Origin of the sequence: Actinokineospora sp. NBRC 105648, assembly GCF_030269645.1 — a bacterium.
Classification (GTDB): Bacteria; Actinomycetota; Actinomycetes; order Mycobacteriales; family Pseudonocardiaceae; genus Actinokineospora.
Genome location: NZ_BSTR01000002.1, coordinates 319,918 through 339,404, shown reverse-complemented (window position 1 = coordinate 339,404; position 19,487 = coordinate 319,918). Strand labels below are relative to the sequence as shown.

At 71.7% G+C, this 19,487-nt stretch carries 15 protein-coding genes and 1 pseudogene; 7 read left to right on the top strand and 9 right to left on the bottom strand.

Features of this window, described 5'->3' with window-relative positions; all coding sequences use genetic code 11:
* Positions 1–156: 156 nt before the first annotated feature.
* On the bottom strand, positions 157–1,038 hold the full coding sequence (locus QSK30_RS02795; protein ID WP_285499229.1) for a DUF4394 domain-containing protein: 882 nt from the start codon (positions 1,036–1,038) through the stop codon (positions 157–159).
* Positions 1,039–1,354: 316 nt separating this feature from the next.
* Between QSK30_RS02795 and QSK30_RS02790 the strand changes: the two genes are divergently transcribed.
* A complete protein-coding gene (locus QSK30_RS02790) occupies positions 1,355–1,852 on the top strand; it encodes a hypothetical protein (RefSeq protein ID WP_285499227.1) in 498 nt (165 codons plus the stop codon).
* On the top strand, positions 1,836–3,812 hold the full coding sequence (locus tag QSK30_RS02785) for a M48 family metalloprotease (RefSeq protein ID WP_285499225.1): 1,977 nt from the start codon (positions 1,836–1,838) through the stop codon (positions 3,810–3,812). Before QSK30_RS02790 ends, QSK30_RS02785 begins: the two co-directional genes overlap by 17 nt.
* 27 nt (positions 3,813–3,839) lie before the next feature.
* On the opposite strand, the gene QSK30_RS02780 is transcribed toward QSK30_RS02785, so the two are convergent.
* The 3 genes from QSK30_RS02780 to QSK30_RS02770 form a co-directional block, all read right to left on the bottom strand.
* A complete protein-coding gene (locus QSK30_RS02780; protein WP_285499224.1) occupies positions 3,840–4,304 on the bottom strand; it encodes a thioredoxin family protein in 465 nt (154 codons plus the stop codon).
* A 143-nt stretch (positions 4,305–4,447) separates the two neighbouring features.
* Complete coding sequence (locus QSK30_RS02775) at positions 4,448–4,807, bottom strand: rhodanese-like domain-containing protein (RefSeq protein ID WP_285499222.1); 360 nt, start codon at positions 4,805–4,807, stop codon at positions 4,448–4,450.
* A 92-nt stretch (positions 4,808–4,899) separates the two neighbouring features.
* On the bottom strand, positions 4,900–5,850 hold the full coding sequence (locus QSK30_RS02770) for a LysR family transcriptional regulator (RefSeq protein ID WP_285499220.1): 951 nt from the start codon (positions 5,848–5,850) through the stop codon (positions 4,900–4,902).
* Between the two features lie 246 nt (positions 5,851–6,096).
* Here QSK30_RS02770 and QSK30_RS02765 point away from each other — a divergent pair, with 246 nt between their 5' ends.
* The 3 genes from QSK30_RS02765 to QSK30_RS02755 are packed head-to-tail and all read left to right on the top strand — an operon-like array spanning position 6,097 to position 9,011.
* Positions 6,097–6,771, top strand: a complete 675-nt coding sequence (locus QSK30_RS02765) for a tRNA-dependent cyclodipeptide synthase (protein ID WP_285499219.1) — start codon at positions 6,097–6,099, stop codon at positions 6,769–6,771.
* The gene (locus QSK30_RS02760; RefSeq protein WP_285499217.1) at positions 6,768–8,054 is read left to right on the top strand and encodes a purine-cytosine permease family protein; all 1,287 of its coding nucleotides are present in this window, start codon (positions 6,768–6,770) and stop codon (positions 8,052–8,054) included. The genes QSK30_RS02765 and QSK30_RS02760 overlap by 4 nt, the downstream gene beginning before the upstream one ends.
* A 9-nt stretch (positions 8,055–8,063) precedes the next feature.
* Complete coding sequence (locus tag QSK30_RS02755; protein WP_285499215.1) at positions 8,064–9,011, top strand: LysR family transcriptional regulator; 948 nt, start codon at positions 8,064–8,066, stop codon at positions 9,009–9,011.
* A 193-nt stretch (positions 9,012–9,204) separates the two neighbouring features.
* On the opposite strand, the gene QSK30_RS02750 is transcribed toward QSK30_RS02755, so the two are convergent.
* Entirely contained in the window at positions 9,205–10,629 is a 1,425-nt protein-coding gene (locus QSK30_RS02750; RefSeq protein WP_285499213.1) for a M1 family metallopeptidase, read from the bottom strand.
* A 170-nt stretch (positions 10,630–10,799) separates the two neighbouring features.
* Between QSK30_RS02750 and trxB the strand changes: the two genes are divergently transcribed.
* On the top strand, positions 10,800–11,708 hold the full coding sequence (gene trxB, locus QSK30_RS02745; protein WP_285499212.1) for a thioredoxin-disulfide reductase: 909 nt from the start codon (positions 10,800–10,802) through the stop codon (positions 11,706–11,708).
* Between the two features lie 96 nt (positions 11,709–11,804).
* Here trxB and QSK30_RS02740 read toward each other — a convergent pair whose 3' ends face one another.
* The 3 genes and pseudogenes from QSK30_RS02740 to pabB all read right to left on the bottom strand — a co-directional run bounded on the left by QSK30_RS02740 (position 11,805) and on the right by pabB (position 16,757).
* Positions 11,805–12,818: a glycerophosphodiester phosphodiesterase family protein gene (locus QSK30_RS02740; RefSeq protein ID WP_285499368.1), complete on the bottom strand. Its 1,014-nt coding sequence runs from the start codon at positions 12,816–12,818 to the stop codon at positions 11,805–11,807.
* Positions 12,804–13,859, bottom strand: a pseudogene (locus QSK30_RS02735) (glycerophosphodiester phosphodiesterase family protein); the annotation flags it as partial. The pseudogene QSK30_RS02735 and the gene QSK30_RS02740, both read right to left, overlap by 15 nt.
* Positions 13,860–14,684: 825 nt before the next feature.
* Positions 14,685–16,757 carry an aminodeoxychorismate synthase component I gene (pabB, locus tag QSK30_RS02730; protein ID WP_285499210.1) on the bottom strand — a complete coding sequence of 691 codons (2,073 nt, stop codon included), beginning with the start codon at positions 16,755–16,757 and terminating at the stop codon, positions 14,685–14,687.
* Between the two features lie 145 nt (positions 16,758–16,902).
* Between pabB and QSK30_RS02725 the strand changes: the two genes are divergently transcribed.
* The gene (locus QSK30_RS02725; protein WP_285499209.1) at positions 16,903–18,231 is read left to right on the top strand and encodes a sensor histidine kinase; all 1,329 of its coding nucleotides are present in this window, start codon (positions 16,903–16,905) and stop codon (positions 18,229–18,231) included.
* Between the two features lie 844 nt (positions 18,232–19,075).
* On the opposite strand, the gene QSK30_RS02720 is transcribed toward QSK30_RS02725, so the two are convergent.
* Positions 19,076–19,417, bottom strand: a complete 342-nt coding sequence (locus tag QSK30_RS02720; protein ID WP_285499208.1) for an RNA polymerase-binding protein RbpA — start codon at positions 19,415–19,417, stop codon at positions 19,076–19,078.
* Positions 19,418–19,487 lie beyond the last annotated feature (70 nt).

The window sequence follows — 19,487 nt, the reverse complement described above, 5'->3', positions numbered from 1 at the left end:
AGCCCCGACATCCTTTGCGGACACGAGAACCGCGTCGAGCGGTCCATTACGAGGAAAGACGCGCCATCGGGCGCCCGCGTTGGTCAGGGTCGCCCGAATGGACCAGTTCCGGCGCGCGTGACGGAGGAGCCCGGTCCCCCGTCACGCACGGCGCGGTCAGCCGGTGAAGGCGAGGCCGACCGGTGTCGCGGTGCGCAGCAACGGGCTGAGGACACGGGCGCGGCCGGTGGCGAGGTTGACGTCCACCAGGTACGACACCCCGAGGCCAAGGAGGCCGCGGCCCCGCACGGCCGCGACGGCGCGGTAGTCGGACGGGTTGTACGGGCCCGCGGACGCCGCTCCCCTGATGTCGAATCCGAGCACGGTCGAGACGTCGACGCCGAGGCGGCCGACGGTGGACAGCCTGCCTGTGTTCGGGGAGACCACCGGTGTGGCACCGGGGGCGCTGCCCTGCAGGACCAGGGTGTCCCGGGCGGCGTCGATGTCGTAGAGCGCGGTGCTGGTCGCCCCGGCGACGCTGTTGGTGTACCCGGCACCGCCGACGGCCGGGGTGCGGCCCTGTCCCGGGTCGCCGGTCGCGTAGGCGAGGGTGCCGTCGGTGCCCGCGAGCGCGCCGGTGTCGGGCACCAGGCGCAGGTTCTGGCCGCGGTCGGTGACCACCCGCACGCGGTCGACGACCGGGTTGAAGTCGAAGCCGATCGCCTTGCCGGACAACGCGACCGGGGTGCCGACCTTGGCGGCGGACCCGGTGCCGCTGTCGACGGTGTAGAGCTGGCCGTTCGCTGAGAGGGCGTAGAGCGTCTTGGTCGCCGGTCGGACATCGATGCCAATGAGCCGGTCACCCGAGGCGACCCCGCGGACTCTGACGGCGCGGGTGGGCAGCAGCGGCTTTCGGGTGTCGTAGGTGCTCAGGACGCCGTCGGTGCCGAGCACGAGCAGGTCGCCGGTCGCCTGGTCGCCCGCCGACGCCGTCCCGGCGCTCAGCAGTGCCGCCGCGAGGGCGGCGGCGGTGGCGATGGCCGCGGTCTTGCCGTACATGGTGTCTCCCTGGAGTCGACGTGGTCGAGGCCGTGCGCACGGCATTCGGACGGGAGCGGGTCCGCGGTCGACAATTCACCCGATCGGGGACAAATCTCCTCGTCGCCGGAACTCGGACCGGGCGCCCGCCCCGCCGCGCGGCGGTGATACATCCGGGTGAAACGGCCGCGCGGTGCGGTGCGGCAGGCGGTGCGCCCAGGAGCATGGGCGTGCCGCGGGACCTCGGCTCCACCCTGCACGGCACCGGGACTACCGCGACGCGCACCGACGCCGTGATCACCACTGTGATCACCCCGCGATCCCGAAGGTGGACTCGATGGTCGAGAGAAAACCGTTGCCCCCGAACGATCCGCTGCCCGCCGAGGCCGTCGACCTCGCGCGAGCGGTGGTGGCCGCGCACCACGGGGGCGAGTTGGAGGTCTTCGACGACGTCCTGGCCGACTTCACCGCCGACCCCGAGCACACCGTGCGCGGCGTGCGCCTGAACGCGCCCGTGGGCATCGGTGTGGACCTGCTCGCCATCACGCCGTACGTGCTCGCCGCGGTCGGCGGTGTGGTGCTGGAGAAGGGAACCGAGCACGCCTACGACGCGGTGCGGGGATGGCTGGGGCGGGCGTGGGCGCGCAGGCGCTCCGGCGCGGCCGCCGAACCGGCGCCGAAGCCGGCGGACGTCGAGGCCGAGCAGGTCAGGGTGACCATCGTGCACGACCTGACCGCACTCGACGCCGACCACGCGCTGGCGGCCGAGATCGCCCGGCAGGTGGTCACGGAACTGTTGGCGGACAAGGGAAACAGGCATGACCCTGTCGAGTGAGGCAGATCCACGCGACCAGCCAGCGGTCGAGCGGGCGCCCGCTGCCGGTCTGGTGGAACCGGGGCTGACGCGGGCGCGGTACGGGCTGCTGATCCTGGTTCCACTGCTGGCGGCGGCGGTGTCGGGCAACCTGCTCGTCGGCCAGTTCTTCGGGCAGCGGTGGATCGAGGTCCTGCAGGCCTGCTACCGCGCGCCGCGCGGCCCCGATCCCATGGCGGTGGCCGGGATCCGCGCGGCCTGCGTCGCCGACGTCGAGCGGCTGCGGGTGCTCTGCGCGGTGGGGTGCGGGGTAGTGGCCTTGGCGGTGGGTCTCGCGCTGGTGCGGTGGTTGCCCGCGCGGATGTACCGGCGGCTCGGCAGGCTCCGGCCCGCGGGCGAGCGGTGGCAGACCATGGCCCGCGACGCCGTGCGGTCGCTGGGTGGACAGGCGACACCGCGGGTGGTGTTCGGCTCGCGCTGCCGGGAGGCGTTCACCGTCCAGGTCGGTGGCGAGGTGCGGATCGTGCTGCCACACGGGGTGCTGCGGCTGCCGGAGGACGAGGCGGTCGCCCTGGTGCGGCACGAGTGCGCGCACATCGTCGCCGGTGATCTCCGCCGGGTCTGGCTGACGGCGGGCGTGTGGTGGGCGACCCCGGTGATCCTCGTGCTGCCGCTGCTGGTCGACGCCGCGCGTGCCCTGCTGCCCGAGAGCGGGTTCCACGCGAGCACGCTGCGGAGCGGGATCGACGCCGAGTACCTGATCCGGTCCGCCCTGGTGCTGGCCCTGGTGTGGCTGGTCGCCCGCGGTGTGCTCCGCTCCCGTGAGCACCAGGCCGACCTCGTCTCCGCGCACGGCGGGCACGGCACCGCCCTGGGCGCCCTGCTCGCGCGGGCGCCTGCGGCACCGGCCGGGCGGCTGCGGCGGTTCCTCGCGCTGCACCCGCCCGCCGACCGCAGGCTCGCGGTGGTCGCGGGCCGGGACCCGGGCCAGGCCCGCGGGGTCGAGGGCTTCGCCTTCGGCGCGCTGGCGGGCATCGTGCTGCTGGTGACGGCCTTCTTCATCAACCCGGTGGTGCCCCCGGGCACCGACCCCACCCTGGCGACGGCCGCGATCTCGCTGATCCCCGGGCTGCTGCTGGGTTTCGCCTGGGGGACGGCGGTGTGGCGGTCGGCGGCCGCGGACGATCGGCGGCCGTGGCACCACCGGGTCGTCGGCGCGCTCGGCCTGCCCGCCGGGGCGCTGGTGGGGCTCTCGCTCGCCCCGACCGGCAACGGGGCGCCCTGGCACGAGGACGGGGTGTTGCAGTGGGCCACCACGTCCATCGTGCTGGTGGGCACCGCGGCTCTGTGCGCGGGCGTCGCGGCGTTGCGCGGCCGCGGCGAGGAGCCGACCCCGGGGTGGATCGGGGTGCTGATCGCGGTCCTGTTCGTCGGCGCCATCACACCGGTGCAGGGGGTCGTGGTACTGGTTGGCACCGGCGGGTGGGAGCTCGTGGTGCCGTACCTGACCCTGGTGCCGCTGTGGGTGGCGCTGGCCGGGCAGGCGGTGGCCGCGGGGGCGGCGTGGTGGTGGAGCCGCGGCCGGGGGCTCCGGCTGCTGGCGCTGAGCGTCGCGGTGGCCGCGGTGACCGCCGCGCTCCGGCTCCTGCTCGCCGAGCCGCTCACCCTGGCCAACGCCGACGCGCAACTGCGGACCGACGCCCTGGTGGCGGCGGGAGCGGGCGCCGGGTGCTTCGCGCTGCTGGCGCTGACGCGCGGCCGGGTCGGCCCGGGACTCGGTCTGGCGGCGTCGTGGACCACGACGGTCCTGGTGGCCGCCACCCTGATGCTCAAGTTCGAGCACTCCTGGGACGTGGCCTACTACTACCTGGTGCCCGCGCTGAGCGCCCTGGCCGTCGCCTTGCTCGTCCTGGCCACCCTGGTAGTCCTGTTCGGACACGTGGGCCACCGCCGAGACGACCGGGTACCGGCTGTCCACTAAGGACAGCCGGTACCCGGCGCGGGCGGATCAGCCCTTGGCGAGCTGGGTGTTGATCCACTGGCGCACGCCCTGCTCACCCGGGAAGCCCACGCTGCGCGAGTTGGCCAGTTCGGCCCCCTTGCGGATCGGGACCATGGTCGGCAGGTAGCGGATGCGGTACTGGGTGGACAGTGAGCGCTGCTGGTCGGTGTCGACCGAGCCGATCAGGATCCGGTCGCCGTACTCGGTGGCCATCCGCTCCAGCACCGGCTTGAGCTGCCTGCACGGGCCGCACCAGGTGGCGCCGAAGTCGAGGATGACCAGCTTGGTCTTGGAGATCTCCATGACCTGGGCGATGTTGGCCGAGGTGACGACCATGACCTCGCCCGCGGCCACCGCGGCGTGCTCGGTGGCCGGGGCGGCCGAGGCCGGAGCGGCGAAGCCTGCCGACAGTGACACGACCGCGACGGCCGCGCAGAGCGCGGACCGCAGCAGGGTTTTGATCGGGGACACGTGCTACCTCCCTGGAATCGTTCTGGGACAGGTGGAACCGGCGGGCGGGGTGCCCGCCGCGGTGGAGCAGCTCGCCGACAGGGGCGGCGAACGCGGTGGGGTCGGCCGGGTGCCTGCAGCGCTCCGGCGACCGGTGCGGGCGGCTAGCCGACCTCGGCGCCGCGGGTGGTCTCGCCACCCGCGCTCACCCAGTCCTCGATGCCCTCGCGGTACTTGCGCACGGTGGTGTACCCCAGGCGGAGCAGGTGCTCGCCCACGAGTTCGCTGTTGCGGCACGGGGTGTTCGCGCAGTACACCACGACCGACGCGGCCTTGTCCGGCAGCACCGTCGGGGCGTAGCGCTCGGTCAGCTCGGCCGCCTGCTCGTACGGGAATCCGGGAATGTTGACAGCGCCCGGGATGTGTTCCTTCTCGTAGTACGCCACCGGCATCGTGTCGACCACGACGACGGTGCCGTCGAGCATTTCAGCGCGCAGTTCCGCGCGGGTGATGAGTGGCAACATCGGGAATCCTGTCGGGCTGGGGGAAGTGACGCTGGTTTCAGTCTCGCCCGGACACCCGGGCACACCAAGTGCCGCTTTCCCCTGTCACCGCCTTATCGGCCCACCGACAGCTCGGAATCCGCGAGCCACTGCCGGTAACCGGCGTTGCGGTCCGCCAGGTCCCAGTACGACTTGATGACCGCCGCGCGCAGCGATCCGCCCGCGATCTCGGCGAGCGGGCTGTCGCGGCGCCACAGCAGGATGTGCGCGACGGTCATCGGGGTCCCGGCGAGCGGGCGCACCGCCACGCCCGGCCGCTGCGGGCGGGTGGGCTGGACCAGGCAGACCCCGTGCCCGCCCGCGACCAGCTCGTCGCGGGAGGTGTCCACGTCGTGCGCGATGCGCGGGCTGAAACCGTGCGCCAGGCACATCTCCCGGAACACCACCCGGCAGCCCTCGCCGCAGCTGGAGACGATCCAGTCCTCCTCGGCCAGCTCGGCCAGGTCGACCACCTCCGCGCCCGCGAGCCGGTGGTCGGCGGGCAGGGCCACGAACGAGGGCTCGCGCACCAGCACGTCCGCGGTCGTCTCGGCGGGCACGATCAGCGTCCGCGGCCCGCACATCATCACCAGCGCCAAGTCGATGCTGCGCTTGAGGACCTGGGCGAGCAGCCGGGCCCGGGAGGTGTCCGCGCGGGTGCCGACCGACGAGCCGGGCAGCTCGCGCAGCAGGCAGTCGATCAGCGCGGTGGTGATCGCGCTGTCGTTCCAGCCGATCCGCACCCGGCCGTTCGGGGTGCCCTCGCGCGGCCGGAAGTCGCGCTCGAGCTCGTCGAAGGCGGGCACGATCGCCTCGGCGCGGGCCAGCACCAGCATGCCGACCCGGGTCGGGCGCACCCCGCGCCGGTCGCGCTCGAACAGGTCGCAGCCCACCGCCTCCTCGATGCGGCGCAACTGGTGGCTCAGCGCGGGCTGGGCCAGGCCGAGCTCGACGGCGGCCCGGTTGAGGCTGCCCGCGCGCGCGATCGCGCACAGCACGCGCAGGTGGCGGACGTGGAGTTCCATGGCAACCATTTAGGGCGCGCGGGCGAGCCGTGTCACTAGCCTGGACCTACCCGACAGTTGCCACACCACCGCCGCGACGGGCATCTTCGACGGGGTCCACTGGAATCACTCACCCGCGGACAACGAATAACGCGTCGGCATAACGCAACGACATTACCCCGCTCGGGGTGGCCGAACTCAGAATCGTCCAATGCTTCCGCCGCTCGGGAGCATTCCCTGCGATTGTGAGCTCGACAAGGAGTCGTCATGGTGATGGCTGCCCCGCTCACCGAGTCCTGCGCCCGCCCGCTCGCGTCCCGCGAGCACGTGTGCATCGGTGTGAGTCCCTTCAACAGCTATTTCAGCGTGCAACGGATCGCCGACCTGGCGCGGTGGGCGCGCCGGTCGTTCGACTCGTTCCAGTTCTTCGTCCCCGACCGGGTCGCCGCGCACACCCTGCGCGCGCTGGGCTACCCACCCGAGCGCGCCGAGCACAAGGCGGCGCGGCAGGGCCAGTACGTGCACAACAAGATCTGCCGGGCGCTCGCCGAGGTCGGGATCACCGACGTGGCCGGTTACATCCTGGACTCGGCCACCCTGCTGGGGAACAGCGCCTACCAGCGGCTGAGCCTGCGGGTACACACCGAGTTCGCCGACAACCCGGAGTTCGCCGAGCAGTGCATGCAGGCGAGCGGCTGGGTGCTGGAGAAGCGCCTGCCCGCGGGCACCCCGGCCACCCGGGAGCAGCTGACGCACGCGGTGCGCTACTTCCTGGCCGAGATCCCGATGTTCCTCGACACCGTCGCCATCGCCGGGGTGTCCAGCTCGGTGTTCGCCTACCACCAGCGGGTGGGGTTCCTGGAGCGGCTCTACCAGCACGAGCTCGCGCTGACCCCGCACCCGGCCCAGGGTTTCGTCGTGCTGACCGAGGAGGAGCTGTGAGCGCCGACCACGACGACTACTCGCTGCGCCGGGTACCCGAGTCGAGCAAGGTGTCCTGGGTGACCGTCGCCGTGCAGCGATTCGGCCAGGTCTCCTCGTTCCACCAGTTCCTGCTCGGCGCGGTGCTCGGCTTCGGGATGACCTTCACCGACGCGCTGCTGGCGATCACCCTGGGCTCGGTGATGCTGGAGGTGATCACCGTGCTGATCGGCGTGGCGGGCATGCGCGAGGGGCTCTCCACCTCGGTGCTGGCCCGCTGGTCCGGGTTCGGCACCCGCGGCTCGGCGCTGGTCGGGCTGCTGGTGACGGTGAGCCTGGCGGGGTGGTTCGGCGTGCAGAACGACGTGTTCGCGCACGGCCTGCACGCGTTGATGGGCGGCCCGCCGGTGTGGGTGTGGGCGGTCATCGGCGGGGTGGCGGTCACCCTGATCGTGGTGCGCGGGTTCGCCGTGATGGCCTGGACGGCGTACCTGACCGTCCCCGCGTTCCTGCTGCTCGCGGGGTGGGCGATCGTCGGTGAGCTGCGCGGGCACCCGTTGGCGGAGTTGGTGTCCTCCCCCGCGCCCGGCCCGGCGCTGTCGCTGGCGCAGGGCACCACGCTGGTGGCGGGCGCGTTCATCATGGGCGCGGTGATGACCCCGGACATGACGCGGTTCAACCGGACCGTGGGCGACGTGGTCAAGCAGACCGTGCTGAGCGTGACGCTGGGCGAGTACCTGATCGGTCTCACCGGGGTGCTGCTCGCGCACTCCGCGCGCAGCTCCGACATCGTCGCGGTGATCACCTCCAGCTCCGGCATGCTGGGCACGCTGATCCTGGTCACCGCGATCATGAAGATCAACGACTGGAACCTGTACTCGGCCTCGCTCGGCCTGGTCAACACCGTGCACGTGCTCGCCGGGCGCACGGTCAGCCGCGCGCGGGCCACCCTGGTCCTCGGCGCTGTTGGCACAATGCTGTCCGCGGTGGGTATCTTGGACTACTTCACGACTTTCCTGACCTGGATCGGGGTCGTCACACCGCCGGTGGCGGGGATCGTCATCGCCGAGTACTTCGTGGTGCGCACCTGGAGGGCGGAGTTGGCCAGAACACGGGAAGTCGGCGAACTGCCCGCGGCCGCGCCGAACTGGGTCCCGGCCGCGCTGGTCTGCTGGGTGCTGGGCACCGCGGTCGGCGCGCTGCTCCCGGTGGGCATCCCGACGGTCAACTCCGTGGTCGTCGCGTTCGTCGCCTACGCCGCGCTCGGCACGGCTTGGCGCCGGGCCCCGGTGGCGACCGGATAAGCGCCCGCGATGGAGCTGGACACACACCACCTGCGCCTGGTGCGGGCCATCGGCGAGACCGGCAGCCTGTCCAAGGCCGCGGTGCTGCTGGGGATCAGCCAGCCCGCGGTGAGCACCAAGCTCAAGCGGTTGGAGGCACTGCTCGGACAGCGGTTGTTCGAGCGGTGCCCCTCGCACTCCGTCGTGCCGACGCCGACCGGGGAACTGCTGCTGCGCCGGGTGTCGGCGGTGCTGCCGCTGATGGAGGACCTGCTGCACGACATCGAGCGCGGCCCCCGACCAGACGGCCGCGCCCGGTTGCGGATGGGCTCGGTCCTGGCGCCCGCGGTCGACCGGATCCTGACCATGGTGGGCGCGCTGCACCCGGCGGCCGAGGTCTCGCTGCTCAGCGAGGAGTGCGGGGAGCTGCTGGTGTCCATGGTGGCCCAGCGGCGGCTGGAACTGGCCGTGGTCAAGGACTACCCCGGGTTCGAGATCAGCGCGCCGGACGAGGTCGACACCCTGGTGATCACCCACGACCCCACCGTGGTGCTGCTGCCGCCCCGGCACCCGCTGGCCGGGCGCGGGCAGGTCGACCTGGCCGAGCTGCGCGGCGAGCGGTGGGTGCTGCCGCCGCCGTCGTCGACCCGGTTCCACGAGTACTTCCGCACCGCGTGCCGGGCCTGCGACTTCGTGCCGAACGTGGCGCACATCGTGGACTCCTGCGTGGTCACCGTGCTCACCGTCGGCACCGGCGCGGTCGGGCTGAGCCAGGGCGTGTGCGGCACCGGCGGCGACGTGGTGCGCAGGCCGCTGGCCGACCAGTCGCTCGACCGCCGCTTCGTGCTGGTCTGGCGCCGGGACAGCCCGCTGGCCGAGCACGCGAGCGCGCTGGCCGAGGCGGTCCGCACCTCCTACCGCGCCCGGCTGCGCGACGCACTGGCGCGGTACCGCTCCTGCGGCCCCGGCGACGCCTGAGCACGACCGACTTCCGCCGAGGTGGGTGATCGGGGTCGGTCCTGAGCGTGCGGCCAGGCCGGTGGCGAGCAGGACCTGCACCCGACTTCCCCCGGACACGCCTGTGGGGGCTCCCCGCCGGGAGCCCCCACAGGCCTCGGGAAACGGCGGCCCGGACGGGGGCCGCCGCCGACTCCTGCCGTCCACTGTGGAACTAGCGGGCGGGCGGCACAACCGTGGGGGGCACCGTGGTGCCGTCCACCCAGGCGGCGAAGAAGTCGTGCAGGTCCTGGTCGGCGACGGCCTCGGTGTAGAGCTCCCAGTCGTGCCAACCCTGCGGCCAGTTGTCGTTGATCTCCGGGAAACCGCGCAGCACGGCCAGGAACGCGTCCTCGCCGATCTGCTTGCGCAGCGCGTGGACCATCAGCACGCCCTTGTCCGAGACCGAGAGCTCCCGGCCCCTGCCCGGGTCGGAGAGCTTGCGGTTCCAGAACGCGGGCGAGGCCGAGCGGAACGCGCGCTGGTAGCGGTCCTCGATGTCGACCCCGGCCCGCTCGGCGTCCCACATCCACACCGTGTAGCGGGCGAAGGACTCCACGAGCGGGAGGTCCTTCCACATCTTGATGCCCACCCGGTTCCCCCACCACTGCGCGGCGGTGGCGTACATGACGTCGTCCGCGCACGCGGTCGGGCCGAGCACCGGGCGACCCTGGGCGGGGAAGGTGTCGGGCAGGTAGTCGGCGACGTAGACCCCGCCCGCGGTGCCCTGCGGGTAGTCGCCCAGCTTCGAGGTGAGGAACTCCACCGCCTTGGGCAGCGCGGCGGCGAGCGCGGAACCGTTGGGCGAGTAAACCGAGGTCGCGTGGGTCGCGCGGACACCACCGGGCAGGGCGGTCTCGGTCAGCCGGTAGGGACCGACAGCCAGCATCAGCGCGTTCGGCGAGATCGGCCGGTCCTCGGTCCAGGTGGTCGTGGCGGCGGTCTGGCTCGACCGGACCCCGTTGGAGACCACGGTGTACCCGGCGGGCGCGGTGACGCTGACCCGGAACGTCGCCCGGTCGACGGAGGTGTCGTTGAGCGGCAGCCAGGTCAGGGCCGAGTGCGGGGCGCCGACGGCGAAGACGCCGCCGAAGTGCGAGCGCCGCCACCCGGTGACCCCGGACTCGGTCCGGATCGGGGTGGGCGAGCCGAAGTAGTCGACCACGACGGTGAACGCGGCACCCTCGGCCAGCACCGCGGCGGGGGTGATCACCAGCTCGTGCTCCTTGGCCCGGGTGAAGCGGGCGGGCGCACCGTCCACAGTGACCGAACGGACGGTGAGCCCGCGCAGGTCGAGGTTGAAGCGGCTCAACTGCTGGGTGGTGGTGGCCCGGATGGTGGCCTTGGCGGCGATGACCTCGCGGCGGGGGTCGTAGTCGAGGGCGACGTTGTAGTCGCCGACGTCGTACCCGCCGTTGCCGTCCTCGGGGTAGTACGGGTCGACACCGAGCACGACACCGTTGGGGGCGACGTGGACGTAGCCGTCGGTGCCGACCGTCGACGGCTGCCCCTCGGCGGCGCCCACCGCCAGGGACGATCCCGCCGTGACGGCCAGACCGAGGGCGGCCGCGGCCCGCCATCTCTTGCGCGGCAGTGCCATGTTGGGGACTCCATTCGTGTGCAGGGATGCCGTGGAGTCTTCTTCGGCCCGGCGGACCCGGGCACTGCCAACATCCCCTGTCGGCGGGTTATCGCGCGCGGGCGCATAACCCGGCGGCATACCCGGTAGGCACTGGCCGCGCCCCGGTGACGCGCGCCACGGTTGGCGGTATGGACGAGGTCGTGGTGATCGGGTCGGGTCCGGCGGGCTACACCGCCGCGCTGTACCTGGCACGGGCGCAGCTGGCGCCCCTGGTGTTCGAGGGGACGGTGTCCGGTGGCGCGCTGATGACCACCACCGACGTCGAGAACTTCCCCGGTTTCCCCGCCGGGGTGATGGGACCGGACCTGATGGGCGCGCTGCGCGAGCAGGCCCTGCGGTTCGGCGCCGTGCTGCGCACCCGCGACGTGGTCGACGTGGACCTGTCGGGCCCGGTGAAGACCGTGGTGGCCGACGGCGTCCGGCACCGGGCGCGCGCCGTCGTCCTCGCCATGGGCGCCCAACCGAGGTACCTGGGGGTGCCGGGTGAGGCCGCGCTGCTCGGCCGGGGTGTGTCCTCGTGCGCCACCTGCGACGGCTTCTTCTTCCGCGGCCAAGACGTCGCGGTGGTCGGCGGCGGCGACTCGGCGATGGAGGAGGCCCTCTTCCTGACCCGCTTCGCCCGCTCGGTCACCGTGGTGCACCGCCGGGCGGAGTTCCGCGCGTCGGTGATCATGCAGGAGCGCGCCAGGGCGAACCCGAGGATCACCTGGGTCACCGGGACGACGGTGTCCCAGGTCCGCGGCACCGACTCGGTGACCGACGTGGTCCTGGCCGACGGCCGGGTGCTGCCGGTGACGGGCCTGTTCGTGGCGATCGGGCACTACCCGCGCAGCGAGCTGGTCAAGGGCCAGCTGGAGCTCGACGAGGACGGCTACGTGCGGGTGCAGTCACCGACCACGCACACCGGCCTCGCGGGTGTGTTCGCGGCGGGCGACCTGGTGGACCGCCGCTACCGGCAGGCGATCACCGCCGCCGGCTCCGGCTGCGCCGCCGCCATCGACGCCGAGCGCTGGCTCGCCGAGGACCGCACCGGGTAGTCCGGGCGGCGGTGGCCTTCCCCTGGGCGGGGGAAGGCCACCGATTTCCCCGGAACCCGCACTGGTGCGGGGAAGGGGCGCTAGCGCGGGTGATCCCTACCGCAGGCCGTTCTTCCGCGCGACCGCGACCAGCAGGTCGGGGTCGTCGGAGATCAGGCCGTCGACACCGAGGTCGATGACGCGCTGCATGGTGGGCTCGTCGTCCACGGTGTAGGGGACGACCTTGAGGCCCGCGCGGTGCAGGCCCGCGACGTCCGGGCCGTGGAAGTAGCTCGGGTCCTGCCGCAGGTACCAGTCCGGGCTGACCACAGTGGACTGACGGGGGTCGTGCACCTGCCAGTTGGCCGACACCGTGTCCGCGCCCGACTGCCGCACCAGCCTGCCCAGGTCGCGGGTCCGCCACCAGTCCAGGCCACCGGTCCACGGCGACTTCACCGACGGGTCACCGTAGACCGCCCGCAACGAGCACTCGTCGGCGATCGACGCGCACTCCTGCGGGCCGTACTGCCACACCAGCGCCACCGTCGCCAGGCGCGGCTCGATGCGCTTGGACAGCTGGATGGTGCGCCAGTCGAACGACTGCAGGGTCACCCGCCGGGTGAAGCCCGCGCGGGCGATCTCGCCGACGACCTTGCGGGTGAACACCTCGTAGCGGACGGTGTCGTTCGCGGTGGGGCTGATCTTGGTCTCGATGTTGAGACCGATGTCCGCCCGCCCGCTCGCCCGCACCGCGGCGAACACCTCGGCCAGCGTCGGGATCCGCTCCCCCGGGACCGCCTGCTGCCGGGGGAAGTCCGGCAGCGTCTTGGAACCGCAGTCGATCGTCTTGAGCTGCGCCAGCGTCAGGTCGCGCACCAGCTTGCCGACGTAGGGGAACTCCGGGTCACCCACCCGGACCGGCGCGGTGTCGACGCAGTGCGAGCCGTTGACCGCGCGGTCGTGCAGCACGACGACCTGGCCGTCCTCGGTGATCCCGGTGTCGAGCTCCAAAGTGGACACAGCGGGGTTCGCCAGCGCGTAGCGGAACGCCGCCAGGGTGTTCTCCGGCCGCACCGACCGGGCACCGCGGTGGCCCTGGACGTCGAACGGCGAGGCGTAGGCCCGCGGCAGCCGGAAACCGCGCTGCGCCAACAGGGTGCGCAGCCGGTCGGGGTAGTCGGTGATCAGGCCGTCGACCCCGTCGTCGATGAGCTTGGCCATGGTGGGCACGTCGTCGACGGTCCACGGGATGACCTTGATACCGTTGCGGTGCGCCGAGCGGACCAGCTCCGCGGTGACGTAGGGCCGGTAGCCCGGGTCGTTCACCGAGCCGCCCTGCGGGAAGCCGTGCACCGGCGAGAAGGCACTGGCACCGAAGGACTTCACCGCCTTGATCGGATCGCCACCGAAGTCGTCGATGTCCAGCCCACCCAGCCACGGCGACTTGCCGGGCTGACCGGTCTGCAGGAAGTCGTAGTTCGTCAACGCCACCAGCGGCAACCGCGGCGCCACCTGCCGCATCCGGATCAGGGCACCCCAGTCGAAGCTCTGGACACTCACCCGGTCGGACACACCCGCGTCCCGGATCTCACGCGCCGTCACCTGGACGAACTGCTCCCGCGGCGCGGTCTCCTGCGGGGCACCCGCCTCGACCTTGGTCTCCACATTGAACCGCACGTCATCGGCACGGTAGCGCTTGGCGAGCGCGAACACCTCGCGCAACAACGGGATCCGCTGACCGGGCGAGAGCTCCTGCTTCGGGAAGTCCGGCAGCCGCTGCGAACCGCAGTCGAGCGTGCGCACCTGGGCCAGGGTCAGGGTGTTGACGTACTTGCCGACATAGGGGAACTCGGTGTCCCCCGCGGTGACCGGGGCGGTGTCGCGGCACTTGCGGCCGTCGACCTTGCGATCGTGGGTCACCACGGCCTGGCCGTCCTCGGTGATCTGCACGTCCAGCTCCAACGTGCTCACCCCGAGCCGAAGGGCATTGCCGAACGAGCTGAGACTGTTCTCCACCCGCAGACCGATACCACCGCGGTGGGCCTGCAGATCGAAGTCACGACGCGGGTGATGCCCGGCCGGGTCGGCGGTCGCCGCCAGCGGCACGGCGGTCAGGCAGGCGAGCGCGGCGACCACCGCGGCACCGGCCCGTAACGACAAGGATGGGGTCATGGCCGGATCGTGGCCCCCCGAGAGAGACAACCCGTGACGTCTGGATGTCGGCCAGCCGAACGACTAGAGCGCGGCCAACAGCACGGCACCACGAAGCGCGGCACGAGGACTTCTCTAGTCCTGACATCCCCAAATCCCGAATCTCTAAATCTCTAAAAGCCGAGCCCGCTGGTACGCAACACCCGTTACGTTTGTGCTCGATTGGGTGGACTGCCTTCGTGTGGGGGGAGAGCACCGCTAAACTTGCCGTGTGGTGGGGATGCCCTTCACCCGCCCTTTTTTCACCACCGCGGTGCTCTAGGGGCCCCACGCGAAGGCAGTCCAGCCAATCGAGCCCCGCTCTTACTCGGGCAGCTCGGAGGGTGTGCCGCACACCGACCTACGGTCGACCTTCTACGGCGGCTCATCGCATGGGCTGCCCGATTTACAAGCAGGGCTCGATCTAGTGAACTCACTTCGTGCGGGGCCCCTGGAGCACCGCGGTGGAGAGAAAAGGGCAGGTAAGGGCATCCCCACCCACGGCAAGTTTAGCGGCACTCTCCCCCCACACGAAGCGAGTCCACTAGATCGAGCATCCGTAACGGGCATTGCGTACCAGCGGGGTCGGCCTCACCGCTGCGGTGTGCTGGGGGACGGGACTCTCCTGTGTGCGGGCGGGATCGGGGATCCTGTTGCGTTCCAGCGGGGGCGAGAGCTTGTTGCGTTCCAGCGGGGTCGGCCTATCCGCTGCGGTACCAGCGAGGGCGGGAACCTGTTGCGTTCCAGCGAGGTCGGCCTATCCGCTGCGGTTTGCTTGTGGGACGGGATTCTCGTCCGTTCCACGTCCTAGCCGCCTGTCGCCGGGACCCGGCCAGGGAACTCGGCGTCGAGTAGGTCGAGCATTGTGGTGGCCTTGACCGCCGTCTCCTCGAACTCCGCCGCCGGGTCTGACAGGGCGATCACTGCGCCGCCCACTCCGAAGGAGACCCGGTTTGGTCGGGCCACCAGTGTGCGGATCACGACGCTCAGGTCGGCGGCGCCGGTGAGGGAGAAATAGCCGATGGCGCCGGAGTAGATGCCGCGTGGGCCGCGTTCGAGGTGGTCGATGATTCGCATGGTGCGTTCTTTGGGTGCGCCGGTCATCGAACCGCCGGGGAATGCCGCGCGGACGCAGCGGACCGCTGAGACGCCCTCGGCGAGTTGGGCGCGGACCGTGCTGACCATTTGGTGGACCGTCGCGTAGGTCTCGACCTCGAAGAGCCCGGACACGTGCACCGAGCCGATCTCGGCGTAGCGGCCGAGGTCGTTGCGGACCAGGTCGACGATCATCAGGTTCTCCGCGCGGTCCTTCTCCCCCTCGGCCAGGTCGTGGCGGAGTGCGGTGTCCTCGTCCGGTGTGCGTCCGCGTGGGCGGGTCCCCTTGATCGGGCGGGACTCCACGGCGCCGTCGGCGGTGATGGAGAGGAAGCGCTCGGGCGAGGTGCTCAGCACCGACAGGCCGCCGAAGCGCAGCAGTGCGCCGAAGGGTGCGGGGCTGGCGCGGCGCAGGTAGCGGTAGGCCTGCCACACATCCATGGTCGCGGGCGCGGTGAGCTGGTTGGTGAGGCAGACCTCGTAGGTCTCGCCGTCGCCGATGGCGACCTGGCTGCGGGCGATCATCGTCAGGTAGTCGTCCCGGTCGTGTCGCGCCGTGAGCGGGCCGGCCACGACGCCGGTGTCGACCGGGGCGGTGGGGGCCGGGCCGGCGGCCAACGCGACCAGCCTGGCGGCTGTGTCGCTCTGCCACTGGCGGGCCGCCGGTTCGTCACCGGCCAGCGCGAGCAGGTAGACCTCGCCGGTCGCGTGGTCGAAAACCAGTGCGCGGTCGGCGAAGACGAGTTGGGCGTCGGGGTCCTCGGCGCGGTGGGCGGCCTGGCCGCCGCACTCCGCCTTGAGCTCGTAGCCCAGGTAGCCGACCCAGCCCAGGGCGAAGCCGAACGGCAGGTCCGGGACCGCCACCGGGCGCGCGGCGAGGTCGGCGTCGAGCCAGGACAGGAACTCGCCGTGGACCAGTTCGCGGCCGGCGGCCGAGGTGATCGTGACGGTGCCCGCCGCGACATCGGCCGTGGCGATCCGGGCGTGTGGTCCGCTTGCGTCGCCGAGGAAGGAGAACCGGCCGCCCGCCGCGCTGTCCAACCAGAACGCGTGCGGGGAATCCCGGTAGACCGCGGCGAACGCCTCCTCCGCGGTGACAGCGACGGTGAGCCGCTCGACCAAGACCCGCGCGAACGGTTCGACGGGGGCCGGGGGCGCGATGGGCAACTGCGCCGGGGCGGACACGACTACCTGCCCCGGGTGGTCGGACCACCACTGCCGGGTCAGGCGGGCGAAGTTGGCCAACAGGTCGGTCCCGTGCTCGGTGCACACCGACTCCGGGTGGAACTGCACGCCCCACGCGGGGCGTTCGCGGTGGCGCACGCCCATCAGGACGCCGTCGTCGCTCCACGCCGTCGCCTCGAGTTCGGCGGGCAGGTCGTCGACGGCGAGCGAGTGGTAGCGCACGACCCGCATCGGCGAGGGCAGGCCGGCGAACAGGTCGCGGCCGTCGTGGTGGACCGCGGAGAGCCTTCCGTGGCGCACCTCGGGGGCGTGCGCCACCCGGGCACCGGCCAGCAGGCAGAGTCCCTGGTGGCCGAGGCAGACCCCGAGCAGCGGCTGCCGGGCGGCGGCGAGCACCGCGCGGCTGAGCCCGATGTCGCGCCACACGCCCGGGTGCCCGGGGCCGGGCGAGATGACCACGTTGTCGAAGTCGACCAGACCGCCGATGTCCCAGTCGTCGTCGTTGCGGACCACCGTGGGACGCGCGCCACTGAGCGCCGCCAGACCCTGGTAGAGGTTGTAGGTGAAGGAGTCGTGGTTGTCGATGATGAGCGTGCGCAATCGAGTGGACTCCTCTCCCTGCTCCGATCGGGGACCGAGCGTTTGCTCGCGCACAGTTGTTGACCACGCGCCGTCCCGCGGCCGGTGTTGTCTGTCTTGATGGGTGACGACACCGTGCAGCACGTCGCCGCAGGAAGGGCGATCCATGCCACAGCGCCAGAGCGGGCAGGCCCAGGACCGGGAGAATGCTACAACCCAGGACGGGCTGCCCCGCCAGCGAGCGGGCGCGCACGACCGGTCTGAGCTGCGCGAACACTCGGCAACCGAGGAACGAGGAGGTACCGCGCTGGTCGCGCCCCTGATCACCCCGGAGCGGGTGGTGCCGGTCCGGCACCGGGTCCGGCTCCCCGGCCTGCGGTTGCCCCGCGGGCTGGCCGGGCTGCGCGCGAGCCAGCGGGCCCGCGACGTGTCCTCCGACGTGCTCGCGGTCGTGGTGGCCGCGCTGGACGTGTGGCTGGTGATCCCGCAGACCGCGCCGGTGTACTCGATCTGGCTGTGCTGGCTGGCGGTCCCGGCGATGCTGCTGCGCAGGCACGTGCCGTTCGTGGGGGTGCTGATCACCATCCCCGGCTTCTTCGCGGGCTGGTCCCAGCTCGCGGCGATGATGGCGCTGGGCGCGCTGGCCAAGCGGCACCTGCTGAGCTGGCGCACCGTGGTCGGCGCCGTCCTGGTGGGACTGTGCCGGTTCATCTTGTGGCCCTGGTCGGAGTTCCTCGAACTGGGCTGGCGGCAACACTTCCTGGACGTGATCTACGGCGTGCTGGTCGCCGGGATGCCGGTGGCCATCGGGATGTTGATCACAGTGCGGAAGGAGCTGTCCACCCGGATCCTGCAGCTCGCGCGCAGCCGCGAGCGGGAGAAGCGGCTCTACGCGGCCACCGTCCGCTCCGCCGAACGCGCCAAGCTCGCCCGCGAGATGCACGACGTGGTGTCCCACCAGGTCACCCTGATCGCCATGCAGGCGGGCGCGATGCAGGTTGACGTGCGCGACCAGGCCACCCGTGAGGCCGCCGAGACCATCCGGACGCTGAGCACGCGGACGCTGGAGGAACTGCGCGAACTGGTGGGCGTGCTGCGCTCCGGCGTGGACGACGACGAGGCCCAGCCGGGCCTGGAGGACATCCCGGAGCTGGTGCACGGCAGCGACGTCCGACTGGCCATGGACGGCTGTCCGTCCAATCTGCCCGGCCCGGTCTCCCGCGCGGCCTACCGGACGGTGCAGGAGGCGCTGACGAACGTCCGCAAGCACGCCGCGGGGGCTCGGGCGTCGGTGCGGGTGCGGGCCTCGGCGGACGCGCTGGTGGTGGAGATCAGCAACGACCGACCGCGACGGCTGTCGGCGGGGTTCCCGTCCGGCGGGCACGGGTTGTTGGGGCTGCGGGAGCGGGCGGGGTTGCTGGGTGGCAGCTTCGACGCCGGCCCGACGCCGGAGGGTGGGTTCTCGGTGCGGGCTCGGTATCCGTTGTCGGTCTAGCCGCTTTGTGGGTTTGCGGCTGTTTCCGCGCTGGGTTTGCGGCTGGGTTCTGCGGTGGGTTTGCGGCTGGGTTCTGCGGTGGGTTTGCGGCTGGGTTCTGCGGTGGGTTTGCGGCTGGGTTCTGCGGTGGGTTTGCGGCTGGGTTCTGCGGTGGGCTCGATGGGGTGGTGTGGCTTTGTTCGGGGCCCCTAAGAAAAGAGGCGCCGGGGTGAAGCGGGTGGGAAAGGGATCACCCACGCCGGGACCAGGCTAGCGCCTCTTTTCTCCCCGAACAAAGCCACACCACCCCATCGAGCAGGAACGTTGCCGGGCTGCGGAGTGCGGGACTTCCTTCTCCTGCACCATGTTTGTCTGCCACGCGATGGTTTCCGGCTACCTGGATCTTGCGATGATCATCGGGTTCTTCGTGCCGCTTTCCGCGCCTTGGCAGCCCTACTGCCACCTCCATGCCCCACCTTCCTGCCCCTCGTCCCTGCCCTGAATTCGTCGCACTCCTTGTATCCCCTCCCTACCCTGCTTCCCTTCTCGGCTTCCCCTGCTCCTGCCTCGCCGTCCCTGCATTCCCCCACCTTCCCTGCCTGCCCTCTCCACCCCTGTCCTTCTTGCTTGCCCTACCTTCCCGCCTGCCTCACCCTCCCTTGCCGCCTTCCGTACCCCTGCTTGTGTTCTCCTGCCTCCCTCCTCCTTCACCCTGTCCGCTCGCCTTGCTCTCCTCCTTTCCTCCCTTGCCTCCCAGCTTCCCGCTTCCTTCCCCCTTCCCTCCCCCACTTCCCATCCCCTTTTGCGCGCGAAAAAGCCCCGGCTCTCGTGGAGAACCGGGGCCTTCTACCGCTGTTCCTGGGGCTCAGCCCTCGCGTCGGGCGCGGAGCTTGGCCAGGGCCTCGGCGAGGATGGCCTCGCCGTCGGCGTCGGAGCGGCGTTCCTTCACGTATGCCAGGTGGGTCTTGTAGGGCTCGTTGCGGGGCGCCTTCGGGGGCGCCTGCTCGTCGAGACCCGCCGGGAGGCCGCAGCGCGGGCAGTCCCAGGACTCCGGCTTCTCCGCGTCCAGCGCGAAGGACGGGCGCGACTCGTGCCCGTTCGCGCACCAGTACGACACCCGCTGCCGAGGAGCGGACTCCCCGCGCTCGGACTCTCCCATGGGACCAGCACCGACCCGGGTACCCCGGATCGCGTTACCACCGGCCATCGATGTTCACACCCCCACCACGTGGTTCGACGCGGGCGCAGCCGCGTCACTTTCGAGAGGCCGTCGACCC